Genomic DNA, 14,363 nt, shown 5'->3' with positions numbered 1-14,363 from the left:
TCGTGAGTAAGTACGTGTTTATCAAGGCAGAGACTGGCACTTGGACGGTCAGCGACCTGTGCCGGGTGCTGGGCGTGAGCCGCAGCGGCTACTACCAGTGGCGGGTGGCCGAGCCGCCGGCTCCGGCCTGGCAGCCGGCCGCCCAGCAGGCGTTTCCGCGCCACGCCGGGCGCTACGGCACCCGCCGCCTACGAGCCGAGCTGCGAGCCGAGGGCTACCAGGTAGGGCGCTGCGCACTGCAGCGCTGGCTGCGGACCAGTGGACAACGGGCGCTCAGCACCCGGCCCCGGCGCCCACGCACCACCCAGCCCGACCCGGCCGCCGTGGTGACCGAAAACCGGCTGCTGGGCCAGCCCGCGCCCACGCGCCCGAACCAGGTCTGGGTGGGGGATATCACCTACCTGCCGCTGGTCGGCGAGCGCTGGGACTACCTGGCCACCTAGCGCGATGCCTGCTCGCGGCGGGTCGTGAGCTGGCACCTGGCCGCGCAGATGCCCACCGGGTTGGTGCTCACGGCGCTGGAGCCGGCTTTGACGCTTCGCCGGCCCGCGCTGGGCCTCATTATCCATGCCGACCGCGGCAGCCAGTACACTAGCGGGGCCTGCCGCCAGCGCATCGCCGACGCGGGAGCCGTGGCCAGCTACGCCCGGCCGAGCAACACCTCCGACAACGCGCAGGCCAAAGTCGGGTGAAGTACCTTGAAAACCGAGTTGCTGCTTCACGTCGGCGTGTTTACCAGCTTAGCAGAAGCTCGGCTGGAAGTAGCTTACTCCCTCGACACCTACTTCAACCTCGACCGCCGCCACTCCGCGCTGGGCTACCGCTCGCCCCACCAATTTGAAGCTGACCTGTTTCATCACCTATCTTGGCTCCCTGTCCGCCACGAGTAGACTGACCCAGTAGTGGCCAAGTTGGCCAAGTTGGCCAACTTGGCCAACTTACTCATTGCTTTAACTGGTAACTGCCATATCGGGTACCAGCTTCAATTAGCCCTGTTTGACGCAGTAATTGCAAGTCGCGTCGAACTGTACGCTGTTCCACCTCTAGCTGAGTTGCTATCTCTGTTGCGGTTAGAGCCTGTGCTACACTAAGTAGTTTAAGCTCTCGCCGTAACCGCTGCTTTACTGCGGCGGTCATTTTTAAGTCAGCTACCATCGCTAAAGTCTCGGCCAGTGTAGGCACGGCAGGACTAGCTACCATATTGCTCACTGGTAAGGGCACGATAGTTCGAAAGACATCCTCTTCTATAAACTCAGCGCTACCTCCCGGCCGGTAAGCCTGCAGGTAGCGCATCACATTGCGCACGCCTGAGCCTAGCTCCTCTACCCTACCCAATTGGGCGAAAAATCGGGCTAACGTCGGGTTTTTAGGAAAAGGCGCGAACCCACGTGGGTCTAGTGGCCCATGGCTGACCGCGTGGTTGGCATTATCCACCTCTACCCGGTCCGCATAAATGATAAAGCGCGCCGATCGGCCATTCAAGTACTCGCGGTGCACCAACAAATTGGCTACAATCTCTCGGAAAATCTTCTCGCGCAAGCTTATCCGCACCTGGCCTTCTAAATGAAAGGGGTCCGGCAAGTGCTTAGCGACAAAATCCATTAACTGGTCATAGGCCTCTATCAAGTTACCGCGAATGTCTACTCGGTCATCGTAGCGGTCCAGGTCCTGCCGCCGTACCAGCGCGTCAATCCGGTAAGCGGGTAGCACGGCTTGTAGCAACTGGTCACTCCCCAGCAGCAACACGGCTGCTAAGGTGTAGCCTTGCTCACCAGTTAGTGGGTCAACTTGGTAGAGGCCGGCACTGCGCAGCATTTCTTCGTCACTGAGCAGTAGCCACGGATGGTCAGCCCGGCGCGCTCGTAGCAGGGGTCGCACTAGAGTTCGAACAGAAAACCCCGTTAAGCCGCTTGCGGCAACAAAATGCGTTGCTGTAAAAGCTATCAGCCCTCTCTACAAGCAGTACGCGCGGCCATGGAGAGAGTATAAAACTGGGAATGGCTAATCACTTGCCTATTTCGTGTAAATTGCTAAATATTGATTAGTAGCATTTTACAGTTCAGTGCATTTCCTTAGCGGGGTTTTCTGTTCGAACTCAAGTGCGACCCCTACTAGTGCTAGTAGACAAAGCAATCAGTGCTGCCTACAGTCCAAGAGCCTGCGCGGCATTGTAGGCAACCACATTGTTAAGCTGGGTGTAGCGCTCAATCATAGCATCCGTTTTTTGCTTGGTCTGATTCTTAATGGCCTTGTGGGACTGGCCGTTGAGTACGGCTACCGTCACAAAGGACACGCGCAGCGAGTGGGCCGAGTAATCTGACCCGAGGCGCTTTTGCACCAGCTTATTAATAGAAATGTCCGAAAGCCGCTTGTCCGAGGGAACCGCCAGCTGCCCGGAGGCCGCCCGCGGAATCTTCACGAACAATGGCCCTGACGTCCGGCCCACCAGATTGAGCCAAGCCCGCAAACAGCGCACAGGGCAGTAGTCGGCGTTAGGCGCATAGAAAATGGCTTTATCCTCGACCGCGCCATACTGGTTGGTTTTGCTTTTGGCTAGGTGGACCAGCAACGCCCGCTCGGTAAACTCCAACTGCTCGATGTTCAGGCCCACGAGCTCGGAGCGCCGAAAAGCTCCCGCAAAACCTAGCAGCAGCAGCGCCCGGTCGCGCAGGCCTGCCGAGGTTTCCAGGTCGAGACAGCGAATGGCCTGCTTCAACTCCTCGACCGTGAACGCCGGCGCTTGGTCCTGCCTCTTGCCCAGGGTCCGGGCAATGCCTTCCATCACGATGTTGAGCGCATCCAAGGTGGCCGGCAACCGGTGACCGGCAAGTTGGTGGGCTTTGCGGATGGCGGCCAGGTGGCGCTTGATGGTGGCCAGCGCGTGCGGCCCGGTGAGCGGTTGCTGGCCTTTTTGCTTCTTCAAATTTTCCCCGGCAGTGGGTGCCGGTTTCTCCGAGGCCAAGTGCGCGACGTACTCGGTGAGCGTGTCCACGTCGGCCGGCACCGCCTGCAACTCATGCTGCGCGCAAAAGGCCACGTAGCTTTTCAGGTCCGACGTGTAGGCGCGCTCGGTGTTGGCCGCGCCCTGGAGACCGACCTCCAGAAAACCCGCGACCTTGGCGGAGGCCCGCGCCAGCTGCGCGCTGACGGTTTGGGTACCGGTTAAGACTGGAACAACAGAAAGCTCTTCGCTCATGAGTAGAGGGTTGAGAGGTGACTTCCGCGAGGTAAACCAAGCGGGCCAGCACTCCTTATATAATAGGCTGCAAAAAGCGGTCAAAAGCTCTCCTTTTTTGCCTTCAAAGATAAGTTATGATAAGTGAAGGTTATCATAACTTAAAATTCCGTCTGTTCAAAAAGACTATTTACTAACGAACGCCTCTTGCGGACCTTGTTTCAACCGGCAACTGGTATACCAGCGGTGTGAGCGTTCCTCCTTACGCCAACGACTGCGAAATGCTTATCTTTCTACATAGGCTGTTTTTGTAAAACCGTCCCAGAACTATCCATTTGGGATTTTACTGGGCCCAAAGCAAATGCGTGCATGAAAGCCTCGTAACCAACTTCCTGTTTAGAGAAGGCCAAACATTAGTCTTCGAGAAATAAAAGCTTTTTGCCTTCCGCATCAACTTGCACATAGCTGAGTGGAAAATGCAGCTCTTGTTGCAGCCGCTGCAGATAGCGACGGGCAGGTAAGGTGAGGGGGTGGGCCGTCGCGATAAGGAGCCGTTGGGCAGTCGGTGGCGACGGGGTTTCCCAGTAGGTGTATTCTAGTAGTTGACCCAACGCCTCTCGAATACATTTGTCGAGCGAGGATAGGGCCTTTATTTCGAAGAAGGTGATGCGGCCTTCGCTGTCGGTAGCCACCATATCAATTTCATTAGAGGCTTTGCCCGGTCCATAATCGATGAGACAGCTGCGCTTCACTTGAGTAAATCCATAGTTAGGTAGCAGCGATTGCAGCAGGTTGCTGAGCCGGCGGTGCTCGTCGTTCGCTTCTAACTCGCGCTGGGCGATGTCGAGGGGAATTTTGCCTGTTCTAAGGGCATCGGTTTTGCCTGGGCCTACTTTAGCGACTTGCTGCCTGGACTTGCCACTTTCCGCCCAGAGCTGATGTAGGACAGATTCGTGCTGCGTAAGGAAATCTACGCTTTCCTGAAGGAGACGAGGCCAAGAGTAGGAAGCTAGCTCGTTGAGGCCGATGCGGCGCCAGCGGGAGGAGAGAGGTAGCTCATCGACCAGGATTCTGCCGGTCTGGCGTGCTTCGGGAGGCAGTGCACTATCGTCCGCTGTATGCACATCTACTTTCAATAGCAGAGCTGGGCCAGCAGGCACGAGGCGCTGGGCAATCAACGCCTGGACCCGCTCCGTTTCACCGGAGTCGACACCTAAAGTGATGTAGAATCCTTTGTCTGGGTACCCTTGTAAAAATATCCGGCCCCAAGAGTAGCGGCGGAAATACTGACCTTGTTCCCACTGCTGGCGCACGACGTGGTGAGTGGAGAAGGGTAGGCGGCTGACTACTTGTTTCACCCAGTAGCCGGTGGGAGCGAAGATGCCGGATTTTAATTGGGTAGCGATTTGAGTGTCAGCTTCGGGGTTGTATTTCGGATTGGTGTGGAGGCGCTGCTGAAAGGCATCGAGGTCGGCGGAGCGGAAGAAGGGGGGAGATTCGGTAAAGGACTCGGCGCGTAGCTGCTCGGCTATGACAAAGGCCTGGAGCAGTTGGGTTAACACGAGGGTTTTGAGTTTCTGGCGGCGGGCGCGGGGCGCGGTCGGGGTCAGGTCTGCCAAAAAGAGACGCGCTAGTGTCAGCCATTCGCCCTTTATAGTTGGATGGGCGAGAGGCGGGTTAAAAAATTTCTGGTGTAGGGCCTGGCGGAGGTCAATGCTGAGTTGCTCTGTGCGGGCTACGCTGCGCGTTTCTTCGGCGCTGCGGGCCCGGCCAAACCAACGGTTTTTGCCGCCTTCCCCATTGCCCAGCTTAAAGCTGAGGTAGAGGTACTGGTCGTCCTGGGGCAGCAGGTAGAGGGGAAAGCCTACAATGCGAGGCTGTTGTGCGGTGCCGAGCATTAGAAAGGTATTGGGCTGCTCTTGACTGGCGTGGGTTCCCCAGGTAGTGAAGTCAAAGCGTAAGGGCTCGGTCTGCGCCTCGTGTTCGTAGTAAAATTGCAGTGGGGACTGGTCAGCCTGATTGCGGACGACGAAGCTGCCGGCCTGCACGACAAGGTTTCCTATGGCTAGCTGGTCGTCGGCTAACAAAGCTTTGAGCTGGGCGAGGGCAGGGGGCTCGATGAGGCGCAACATATGGTGAGAACGGAGCTGTATGCTTGAGGTTAGGGTGAGGGGGCCCAGCTGGGCCGGACAGGTTGAGGTCTCAATCGGAGATAAAAGAAGGCGCTTCCTATACGTGAGGTATTCACCTAGCTTTTGCGGAGACACTGTCAAGTAAGGCCATAAACAGCCGAGTTTATAACCTTAATCAATCCAGCGTTTATGGCACGTTAAAATATTGACTATCATTAAATTGATAGAGTAATATTAAAGCGGTCATGTGACCATACTGCGCACCAATCGTTGTTCGCCACCTATGTCTACATCTAGACGAATAAGCTGTGGCAGCTAAGATGTTAGCGTACAAGCGACTAGTGTGTCACTGCATGGTTTTGCCCTGTTTGTACTTGCCTAGGCCTTTATTACTGGCTAGCTTTCGACATGCCTACTTTGCCCCACTTGGTTCAACTACCGCGTTCCCGACGGTTGCAACGGCGTCGGCGACGTCAACGCCTGTTCTGGGCGCTACTAGCGGGCATCGTCTTCGCCAGCGGGGCTTATTGGCTGCACTAGGCCATATCGGCCAAGCAGCACACCACTTCTTTTTTCACCCGGCCTACAATCCAGCAGCCATGAGCGTAATTGATAAACTGGCGTGGCTAGAAATACAGGATAACCGTATTCTGCTGACTAAAAGCTACGGTAAGGACAAGTTTTACATTCCGGGTGGCAAAAGAGAAAGTGAGGAAACGGATGAGCAAGCCTTGATTCGAGAAATTCAAGAAGAGCTGACTGTCCTTATTGATAAAAGCACCTTGCAGTTTATCGGCATTTTTGAAGCGCAAGCGCACGGACAACCGGAAGGGATTCTAGTACAAATGACGTGTTATACGGGATGCTATCAGGGGCAATTAAAAGCAAGTGCGGAAATCGAAGAAATTACTTGGTTTAGCTACGCGGACAAAGACCAAGTGGTGGGTGTTGATAAATTGATTTTTGACCACCTAAAACAACAGGGCTTATTATTCTAATAATATTTAAAAAATACAGCAAATGCACAACCGGAAGATAAATTTATCTTCCGGTTGTGCATTTGCTGTATTTTTTAATAACTAATTACTCGCTTAATTATAAATCAATTAGGACGCTGCTTTAAGAAGTAAACGCTGGATGCCCATGGGATGAAAAGTTTTCCCCTGCCGGGTGCGGTACCCAGATTGATTAAGTTGGTCGGCAATGGCGCGCAAAGTCGTCCCCGTTGCTCTTAATAACGTAGCGAGCTGCGCGGCCTGCCGATTCTGCAGATTCGCCTGCGCATTCTCCCGCATGGCGACCCAAGACTTCTCTCTTGCTGCTTGGGTCAAATTAGAAGGCGTGCCTAACTGCGCCCCGCGCGCCTTCTTGGCGGCGAGGGCATCGCGGGTGCGGGTGGAAATGGCCGATGCCTCTTTCTGCGCGACGGCCGCCATAATATGGAGGGTAAACTCATCGGCCGCCGGCAAGTCGACGGCCTGAAAGCGCACCCGACTTTCCATCAGGGTCGCGAGGAAAGCCACGTTGCGCGCGAGGCGGTCCAACTTCGCCACCAATAGCACCACTCCCTCCTGCCGGGCCCGGGCAATCGCCGCCGCTAACTGGGGCCGCTCGTTTTTCTTGCCCGACTCGACTTCCGTGAAGGTGGCCACGAGTTGCGCGTCATTGCGCAGGAAGTTTTGCACGGCGGCTTGCTGGGCTTCAAGCCCGAGACCGGATTGGCCCTGGCGGACGGTGCTCACCCGGAAATAGGCGACATAGCTGGTCATCGAGGCAAAACTACCCCCGTTTGGGTGTTTGTCACAAAAGTTAAACGTCCGTTTAACAACTGACTATACCCCCTACCTTTACCTAAAATCCTCCCGCCTTTCTGTCATGCCCGCCTATTTTGCCTACTACCGCGTCTCGACCCAGAAGCAAGGGACCTCCGGTCTGGGGCTCGAAGCCCAGCAGGCGGCCGTGGTCAGCTTCCTCAAGGGCGGCCAGCCGCAAGGCGAGTACGTGGAGGTGGAGAGTGGCAAGAAGAACCAGCGGCCGCAACTGCTCGCCGCGATGGCCGCGGCTCGCGCCGCGGGCGGGGTGCTGCTCATTGCCAAGCTTGACCGACTCAGTCGCAATGCGAGTTTCATCCTCACGCTGCGCGACTCGGGTGTGGATTTCGTCTGCTGTGATATGCCCGACGCGAACACCCTTACCGTAGGCCTTTTTGCGGTGCTCGCCCAGCACGAGCGCGAGACCACCTCGAAGCGGACGAAGGATGCCCTCGCCGCCAAGAAGGCGCGGGGCGCTCAGCTCGGTACGCCTGCCAACCTCACGGCTGCCGCCCGGGAACAGAGTTTACTCGTGCGACGCGCCCAGCTGCAGCAGCACCCGGGCCTGCGGCAAACGGCGGCTTTTATTGCCTCCCGCCGGGCGCAGGGGGTGAGCTTTCGCCAGCTGGCGGGGGAATTGAATGCGCTCGGCTTTACGGCCCCGCGCGGGGGGACCTTCAATCAAAAGCAAGTGCAGCGTCTGCACGAAAAGCTTCCGCTAGTGGGTAAGCACCCAGACGTCTAGTGACCCCTAATAAGAGAAGTTGGCAATAGAAAGCCCCAGACCTTAGCAAGTCTGGGGCTTTTTCGCGCCCACAATCTCAAGCTACTGGAAGCCGTAGTTCCGCTTGCTAGCGGTACTACTGCCTGCCTTTTCGACGCGACGCCAGCAGCCAGATGCCCCCCGCCACCAGGGCCAGCGCGGCTCCCACAACGGCCGCTGTGGGCCAAGCTGGCGCGGCCTTGGCTGGTTTAGCCTGGGCAATGGCCGCATCGGTGAAGGGCTGGCGACTGGTCACGGCCAGAATCAGGCGAGTAGTTTCGGCGGGCTGGTCCCACTGCGGGAAGTGGCCACAGTGCTCGAACCAATACAGGCGCGCATCGGGGAATTTCGCCAGGGCCAGTTTCGCCTGGCTCGGCCAACACACCCGGTCATGCCGGCCCCAGCCGATGACCAGCGGCCCGGGGATGCTGCCCTGGGGCGCGGGCTGCTGTACTTGGCCGTGCGCCAGCTGGTCGAGCAACTCATCGAAGGCGGGCGAGTGGGCGAAGCTGTGCATCTCGTCGCGGGCCTGCTGCGCATCCACGGCCCAGGGCCGGGCCGAAAACTGGGGCAGCAGCAGCGTGCGCCCCACCGCCGAACCGGCCAGGGCGGGCATCACCGGTTGCAGGGCTTTGACGAGCTTGACCGACACGTCCACCGAGTGGTAGAAAAAGGGAATCTGCCAGCCCTGCCAGAAGCCGCCCGGGTCCAGCGAGACCACCGCGCCGAGCACCCCGCCGCGCCGCGCCAGCTCCAGCACCAGGCGCGCGCCCATGGAGCTGCCTACAGCATCAATGCCCAGCAGGCCGTGCTGGGTGAGAAAGTCCGTCACCGCGTCAGCCAGGGTGGCGATCGAGTTTTCGCCGGCCAGCTGGGGAGTTTCGCCGTGGCCGGGCAGGTCTACGGCAATGACGTCGCGCTCGGCGGCCAGGGCGTCGATGATGGTGTTCCAGGACCGCCAGCTGCCGCCGATGCCGTGAACCAGTAAGAGGGGGCGGCCGGTGCCGCGGCGAACGAAGTGCAGGTCCATAAAACAGGAGAAGGAGGAAGTGAAACCAGAAGCAGCCGCCGGGCGGTACCTACCGGCCCGCCGACCCGGCGGGGCCCGGTTCCCCCTCCAACGCAGAACGGCCCCGCAAGGACGAAAGCAGGGAAAACTACTGCCCTTCCAGGACCACTAGCTGACCCGTCGCGTTTGCTGCTCTTCTCGTACTCCTTATCGTACGGCCGGCTATAGTCGGCTTTACCTAACCTCATCCCCGGCTGGCTATCCCTGTCCGTTCCTAGCTTCTGCCTAATCTCTTTCCGATGGAGTTGGCCCAGCTAGGCCGGACAGTTTAAGGTGTTCACCTAACTTTCGCGGAGTCACCGTCAAGTAAGGCCATAAACAGCCGGGTTTATAACATTTGCGGAGCAGCGTTCAACACTGATTAATTAGCTGATTTAAAATAATTTATAAGCATAGTTATTTTGCCGTTCGAGGCTGCTGAAGCCTTAATTAATCCCTGATAGCTACGCGCTGCACAGAGGCTGCAAAGGCACTTGTTTCGTAAGTATCTAGGACAATGACTTTTACTTGGTAGATTACCGCGGGTTGCTACTTTAAAGCTTGCTAGCGCATTAGCTACTGCCTAGCTTTAAGGATGACCACACTGCCCCACCTGATGCTGCAGCCCCGTTCACGGCGGGCGCAGCGCCGCCGCCGCCGGCGCGCGGTCCTGGCCCTATTGCTCGGCGTGGCCTTGGCGAGTGGGGCGTATCTGGTTCGCTGACCAATTACCTGGCTTCGGCAATACGCACGAGCGAACTACCTACTCGCTTTTTCTTTATCAATCAGCACGTTCCATGCTTGCTCCCTCGCCACATGTACTCGTCGTTGGCGCGGGCATCGTCGGGGCCAGTCTGGCCTATGAGCTGGGGCGTCAACGGGCGCGGGTTACCTTACTAGCGAAAGCGCCTCAGCTGACGACCGTGACTGCCAACTCCTTTGCGTGGTTGACGACCGGTTATGGGCAGGACGAAGCTATTGTAGCCTTCCGCCAAGCGGCCCTCGGGGAGTGGCACCGCGTGGAACAGGAGTTGAGTGGCCGTTTAGCCATCGAGTGGTCGGGCGCCTGACGTTGGTTTACGGGCTCCTCCGCCACGGAGCGCTTCGCGAACCGCCTGTTAACGGCAGGCTATCCGGTGCACTTGCTTGCCCCTGCCCAGGTGCGCGCGTTGGAGCCCCAGTTGCAAGCGGTGCCCGCGCACGCCTTGTTTGCGCCCGAGGAAGGCGCGCTGGATGCGCGCCGGGCTACCGAGGTGCTGCTGCAAGCCGCGCAGGCAGCGGGCGCCACGGTGCAGCTGGGCAATGAGGTACGCGCGTTGCTGACCAGCGACTCGCGCGTAGTAGGGGCGGCGACGGCTAGCGGCCCCTTGCGCGCGGACCTGGTCGTGCTCGCCGCGGGGGCTGCGAGCGCCGAACTGACGCACACCCTCGGCTTGACCCTGCCCTTAGCCGCGTCGCCGGCAATCCTGCTGCGGTTGCACACCCCACAGCGCTTCGTGCAGCGGGTGGTCTCCACGCCGGAATGGGAAATCCGGGCAGCTTCGCCCACGCAACTGCTCGCGGCGGCTGACTACGTCGCGGCATCAGGCGCTAATAGCCCGTCGGCCATTGCCCAGCGCACCTTGCGCAACCTGCAAGCCCAGTGGCGCGGGACCGAGCACCTACGCCTGGAGCAGGTAGCGGTCGGCCAGCGGCCCATGCCGCAGGATGGCCTGCCCATCGTGGGGCACGTGGCGGGCGTAGACGGGCTGTATCTGGCCGGCCTGCACGCGGGGGTGACCCTCGCGGCGTTGGTCGGCCGCCTGGCTGCGACGGAAATTGTCCAGCAGCAGGAACCAGCGTTGCTCGCCCCTTATCGGCTGACTAGGTTTACCTGAGTGGACTTCCTGGGCAACGGCATTGGTTTAGTTCACCAAAAATGACAGCAGGTACCCAAAAATTGGCGCAAAAGCCATTTTACAATTTACTACCGATAATTAAGCCGCTTTTTATCAGTACTAAGACCCTTTCACAAACCTAGTTCCTTCGCCGAGTTGTGCTGCCGAACGTTGTCGAGGCGGGTATAGCGGCGAATCATGGCGCTGGTCTTATGCTTAGTCTGGTTCATGACTTTGCTGTCGTCGGCCCCGTTGAGCTTGGACACCGTGACAAAGGAAGCACGCAACGAGTGCGCTGTATACCCGCTGCCGAGGTACTGCTGGGTAATCAGATTTATGTACTTGGTAGTCATGCGCCGCGTGGTCACCTGCTGGTTTTTGCGCAACGAGACGAACACACACCCTTCTGTTCGGTCGAGTACCCGCAGCCAGGCCTGGAGCGAGCGGATAGGACACAGGGCCGGGTCGGGCGAGTAGAAGATAGCTTTTTCCTCCGCTTGGCCCAGTTGGTTGGTTTTGCTGTGGTCGAGCGAGACGACCAAGCCTTCCTCATCGAAAGTTAGGTGCTCGATGTTGAGCGCTTCGAGTTCGGAGCGCCGGAACGCGCCGGTGAAGCCCAGCAGCAGCAAAGCTCGATTGCGCAACCCAGTCGGCGTACTCACATCGATACTTTTGATGGTGCGCTTAAACGTGGCCAGGGTAAAGGCAGCGGCCTGCTTGATGCGCGTTTTCTTTTCGCGGGCGATACCCTTAAGGAGCACCTTGATTTTCTTGTCGGCCGTGGGTGAGTCCAGCCCGGCCAACTCATGGGCTTTGGCGATGGCGGCGGCGTGGCGCTGGATGGTGGCCACCTTCTTGCCCGCGTCGGCCAACTCGGTGAGGAAGCCGGCTAGCGCCTCGACCGGCGCGGGCAGCGAGTCGAGCTGGTTGACTTGACACCACGTCGTGAAGCGTTGCCAGTCACCGGCGTAGGCGCGGATGGTATTAGCCGCCCCGCGTAGGCCAGACTCAACATAGCGGCTGGTCGAGTCGACGAGGTGCGCGGGCACCTGCGCAGCGGGCGATGACGAGACAACGAGGTGACTGCTCACGGTAGCTATATAATAGAGGAGTAAACCGCCGAAAATAAGGTCTACTTTCGGGTGACAAGATAAGGACCGATAAGAGAAGGTTATCAGTCCTTATGCAGAAGCTTTGGGAGTACGACACTTTATTAATTGCTCCTTATATAAGCCGACGATAATAGCGACGTGCGTCGCCTCCTTGCTCGTTGCGCTAGCAAAGAACAAACTCACCGCACGAGCGCCTCCCGAAAAGCGCCACCCTCGTAGTACCCGCTCAGCCCGATGCTCACTGCGTGCTTCGTCCTTTGGTCGGCGCGCAGTCGCCCCTGACAAGAACGTTGCGTAAACAAGTATCTTCGCGGCCCAGTTCTGAACTGATAGGAGGACTACATGCACCATCTTATTTACCTGAGTCAGGCGACGCGGCCGCTGTCGGCTAAGGCCTTGACGTGCTTACTCGACCAAGCACGGCTGGCAAACGAACGGCAGCACCTCACTGGGGCCTTGGTTTATGGCGACAGGCGCTTTATCCAACTATTGGAGGGCGAGCCGGCCGTCCTGGAGCAAGCCTATGCGCGTATTATCCGAGACCCGCGGCATCAGCATCTGAGCAGGGTGGCCGATTACCCCATCACAACCCGTCAGTTTGCTGACTGGCCCCTGGCTTTTCAGGCCCTCTCGCCGGCCCAGTTTACCCACTTAGCAGGCTATCTGGCGCCTACCAAGTCAAAGCAACACTTCCCGGGCTACGGTTCTGTTGCGTCCTTATTCGTTGAAGCTATGCGAGCACTTGTGCAGCCGCCCACTGGCTTCACTACGTAGTCAGCGGCCCGTCTGGCCCGCGAGCCAGCTAGGGAGCAGCAAATGCCTAGCAAGTTTGCCAAGTATATGAAAGGCCGCTGCGGCTTTTCCAGCTTCGCCAGCACAATGAAACTCACGCAAAGGCCCCAGCCCTGGGCAGGGCGCTACCAGCAGCAATTACAGGCGTACGTCGGTGAATATTCCCCCACTGATAGTGCTTATGTCCGGGGCTGTAACGGCACCGGCGAACGAACCTGAATAACCACCACCGCTAGTATTCACCAGCGTATAGCTGGTGGGGCTATAAGTAGTATACTGAGCCCCATTGCGCACCAGTGTGCAGCCTTCTAAATAGAAACTCGACGCTTTTGTAACGCCGGGGGTACCATAATAATTAACGTATAATACTTCCGAACCAATAGCTGGCTGGGGAATGGTAGTGAGGACTACTTCTAAAATATCGTAATAGGTCATGCCTTGTATGGATGGCATACGCACAATCGTCGCCTGGCAGTTGACAGTTTGCCCATCGCGCTGGTAAGTAGCGGTACCAGCTGTAGGGCCAGGCTCAGGCGCCGGTCCTTCCTTCTTCGAGCAGCCGGCAAGGGTAGCAACCTCTCCAATAGCCAATAACAGGTGTTTCATGCCCGCTAAATTAAGAATAGATGAGCTTAAATAAGCGACCCCACGAAAAAGCCCCACCGCTGCGGGGTGGGGCCTAGGGCCACAGAATAACATCCCTTTACAGCGCGGCTTTAATAGCAGAATCCAAATAATCCGCCGAGTTGGTCATGTACGCAATCCGACCGTCTCGCCCCACTACCACGTGCGTAGGGTAGCCGTTCACGCGCAACTTCTCTTGGATTGGATATACTCCCTGGTATGTGGTATCACTGCGTACTGCAAAGGCTGTTGCTGCAAAAACTTCCGTAAGGGGGTAGCCTCGTCGGTAGCGAGGCTAAGGAAAAGCACCTCCTTATTGGAGCGGTAGGTAGCGGCTAGCGCATTCACCTCTGGAAACTCTTTTACGCAGGCTACGCAGTGAATAAACCAGCATTTCACTACCAGGACTTTGCCCCGGGTGCTAGCTGGCGTATAGGAGTTGCCTTGCAAGTCCGTGAAGTGAAAAGCAGGGAGGGGCTTGCCTACTTGGTCCACGAAGAACAAGGCCGCCTGAGCCAGTTGCTGACTGACGCTGCGGAGTTGCGCATCCTTGCCGGCGTAAGCGTAGAGTTGATAAACGGGCTGTAGTGACGCTCCTACATTAGCCAAGGCTACTACCTTACCTGTTACGAGCTGCTGCAAGAAAGTCTTTTTAGTTATCGGTCTACCTGCCTGGTCAAGGGCTTTAAAATCGCGAGTGAGCGGCACGTGGTAGTAGGCGTAGCTGTACCACGTCGCATAATCTTTGGTAAGCGCGTTGACCTGAGCGGGCGTCAATACGACCTGCGCCTGCGCTTGTGCCCCTAGGGCCAGTAGCAGCCCGGCGGCGAGGAGGAGGTGTTTCATGGGTGGCGAAGATAGACAGCGCTTATACTGACTGCCGGCGCTTACGCGCGTAAATAGCCAAGTTTAAGGCGGCTATAGCGGCCGCTAGGCCTGCGTATTCCAGCCGATGGTTGTGCCAGGCAAGCGCGGCGGTGGCTAACCAGAGCAAGCCGATAAGCAGGTATAGTCGCGGATTTTTCATGC

At 57.9% G+C, this 14,363-nt stretch carries 13 protein-coding genes and 2 pseudogenes; 7 read left to right on the top strand and 8 right to left on the bottom strand.

Features of this window, described 5'->3' with window-relative positions; translation table 11 throughout:
* The first annotated feature begins 2 nt into the window (after positions 1-2).
* From HHL22_RS24295 to HHL22_RS22380, 3 genes and pseudogenes are all read left to right on the top strand, one after another.
* Complete coding sequence (locus HHL22_RS24295) at positions 3-443, top strand: IS3 family transposase (protein ID WP_169533662.1); 441 nt, start codon at positions 3-5, stop codon at positions 441-443.
* A 15-nt stretch (positions 444-458) separates the two neighbouring features.
* Positions 459-692: pseudogene (locus tag HHL22_RS22385) on the top strand (DDE-type integrase/transposase/recombinase); the annotation flags it as partial.
* A 6-nt stretch (positions 693-698) separates the two neighbouring features.
* Positions 699-890, top strand: coding sequence for an IS3 family transposase (locus HHL22_RS22380; protein WP_317172730.1), 192 nt, complete (start codon positions 699-701; stop codon positions 888-890).
* A 52-nt stretch (positions 891-942) separates the two neighbouring features.
* Here the strand turns inward: HHL22_RS22380 and HHL22_RS22375 are convergent, their stop codons facing one another.
* The 3 genes from HHL22_RS22375 to HHL22_RS22365 all read right to left on the bottom strand — a co-directional run bounded on the left by HHL22_RS22375 (position 943) and on the right by HHL22_RS22365 (position 5,307).
* Positions 943-1,815: an ATP-binding protein gene (locus HHL22_RS22375; RefSeq protein ID WP_169533659.1), complete on the bottom strand. Its 873-nt coding sequence runs from the start codon at positions 1,813-1,815 to the stop codon at positions 943-945.
* Between the two features lie 328 nt (positions 1,816-2,143).
* Positions 2,144-3,196: a tyrosine-type recombinase/integrase gene (locus HHL22_RS22370; protein WP_169533658.1), complete on the bottom strand. Its 1,053-nt coding sequence runs from the start codon at positions 3,194-3,196 to the stop codon at positions 2,144-2,146.
* A 392-nt stretch (positions 3,197-3,588) separates the two neighbouring features.
* Positions 3,589-5,307 carry a hypothetical protein gene (locus HHL22_RS22365; RefSeq protein ID WP_169533657.1) on the bottom strand — a complete coding sequence of 573 codons (1,719 nt, stop codon included), beginning with the start codon at positions 5,305-5,307 and terminating at the stop codon, positions 3,589-3,591.
* A gap of 374 nt (positions 5,308-5,681) precedes the next feature.
* Here HHL22_RS22365 and HHL22_RS24170 point away from each other — a divergent pair, with 374 nt between their 5' ends.
* The gene (locus HHL22_RS24170) at positions 5,682-6,305 is read left to right on the top strand and encodes an NUDIX hydrolase (protein ID WP_241738239.1); all 624 of its coding nucleotides are present in this window, start codon (positions 5,682-5,684) and stop codon (positions 6,303-6,305) included.
* Positions 6,306-6,413: 108 nt separating this feature from the next.
* On the opposite strand, the gene HHL22_RS22355 is transcribed toward HHL22_RS24170, so the two are convergent.
* The gene (locus tag HHL22_RS22355) at positions 6,414-7,076 is read right to left on the bottom strand and encodes a recombinase family protein (RefSeq protein WP_169533656.1); all 663 of its coding nucleotides are present in this window, start codon (positions 7,074-7,076) and stop codon (positions 6,414-6,416) included.
* A gap of 106 nt (positions 7,077-7,182) precedes the next feature.
* On the opposite strand from HHL22_RS22355, the gene HHL22_RS22350 reads away from it, so the two are divergent.
* Complete coding sequence (locus HHL22_RS22350; RefSeq protein WP_169533655.1) at positions 7,183-7,863, top strand: recombinase family protein; 681 nt, start codon at positions 7,183-7,185, stop codon at positions 7,861-7,863.
* 115 nt (positions 7,864-7,978) lie between these two features.
* Here the strand turns inward: HHL22_RS22350 and HHL22_RS22345 are convergent, their stop codons facing one another.
* Positions 7,979-8,911 (bottom strand): alpha/beta fold hydrolase, encoded by a 933-nt coding sequence (locus HHL22_RS22345; RefSeq protein ID WP_169533654.1) that lies wholly within the window; start codon positions 8,909-8,911, stop codon positions 7,979-7,981.
* A gap of 815 nt (positions 8,912-9,726) precedes the next feature.
* Between HHL22_RS22345 and HHL22_RS22335 the strand changes: the two are divergent.
* Positions 9,727-10,806: pseudogene (locus HHL22_RS22335) on the top strand (NAD(P)/FAD-dependent oxidoreductase).
* A gap of 131 nt (positions 10,807-10,937) precedes the next feature.
* Here the strand turns inward: HHL22_RS22335 and HHL22_RS22330 are convergent.
* Positions 10,938-11,897 (bottom strand): tyrosine-type recombinase/integrase, encoded by a 960-nt coding sequence (locus HHL22_RS22330; protein ID WP_317172729.1) that lies wholly within the window; start codon positions 11,895-11,897, stop codon positions 10,938-10,940.
* 363 nt (positions 11,898-12,260) lie between these two features.
* Between HHL22_RS22330 and HHL22_RS24545 the strand changes: the two genes are divergently transcribed.
* Positions 12,261-12,692 (top strand): BLUF domain-containing protein, encoded by a 432-nt coding sequence (locus HHL22_RS24545; RefSeq protein WP_169533651.1) that lies wholly within the window; start codon positions 12,261-12,263, stop codon positions 12,690-12,692.
* A 156-nt stretch (positions 12,693-12,848) separates the two neighbouring features.
* Here HHL22_RS24545 and HHL22_RS22320 read toward each other — a convergent pair whose 3' ends face one another.
* Both HHL22_RS22320 and HHL22_RS22315 read right to left on the bottom strand, forming a co-directional pair.
* Positions 12,849-13,316, bottom strand: a complete 468-nt coding sequence (locus HHL22_RS22320; protein ID WP_169533650.1) for a hypothetical protein — start codon at positions 13,314-13,316, stop codon at positions 12,849-12,851.
* Between the two features lie 198 nt (positions 13,317-13,514).
* Entirely contained in the window at positions 13,515-14,180 is a 666-nt protein-coding gene (locus tag HHL22_RS22315; RefSeq protein WP_169533649.1) for a TlpA family protein disulfide reductase, read from the bottom strand.
* Positions 14,181-14,363: the final 183 nt, after the last annotated feature.

Source organism: Hymenobacter polaris, assembly GCF_012927305.1.
Lineage (GTDB): Bacteria > Bacteroidota > Bacteroidia > Cytophagales > Hymenobacteraceae > Hymenobacter > Hymenobacter polaris.
This window is presented reverse-complemented; position numbering and strand designations above follow the sequence as displayed.

Excerpts from the sequence above, each read along its gene's own strand:
- HHL22_RS22375 (WP_169533659.1), bottom strand. The coding sequence starts at position 1,815 with ATGCTGCGCAGTGCCGGCCTCTACCAAGTTGACCCACTAACTGGTGAG.
- HHL22_RS22370 (WP_169533658.1), bottom strand. The coding sequence starts at position 3,196 with ATGAGCGAAGAGCTTTCTGTTGTTCCAGTCTTAACCGGTACCCAAACC.
- HHL22_RS22365 (WP_169533657.1), bottom strand. The coding sequence starts at position 5,307 with ATGTTGCGCCTCATCGAGCCCCCTGCCCTCGCCCAGCTCAAAGCTTTG.
- HHL22_RS22355 (WP_169533656.1), bottom strand. The coding sequence starts at position 7,076 with ATGACCAGCTATGTCGCCTATTTCCGGGTGAGCACCGTCCGCCAGGGC.
- HHL22_RS22350 (WP_169533655.1), top strand. The coding sequence starts at position 7,183 with ATGCCCGCCTATTTTGCCTACTACCGCGTCTCGACCCAGAAGCAAGGG.
- HHL22_RS22345 (WP_169533654.1), bottom strand. The coding sequence starts at position 8,911 with ATGGACCTGCACTTCGTTCGCCGCGGCACCGGCCGCCCCCTCTTACTG.
- HHL22_RS24545 (WP_169533651.1), top strand. The coding sequence starts at position 12,261 with ATGCACCATCTTATTTACCTGAGTCAGGCGACGCGGCCGCTGTCGGCT.
- HHL22_RS22320 (WP_169533650.1), bottom strand. The coding sequence starts at position 13,316 with ATGAAACACCTGTTATTGGCTATTGGAGAGGTTGCTACCCTTGCCGGC.
- HHL22_RS22315 (WP_169533649.1), bottom strand. The coding sequence starts at position 14,180 with ATGAAACACCTCCTCCTCGCCGCCGGGCTGCTACTGGCCCTAGGGGCA.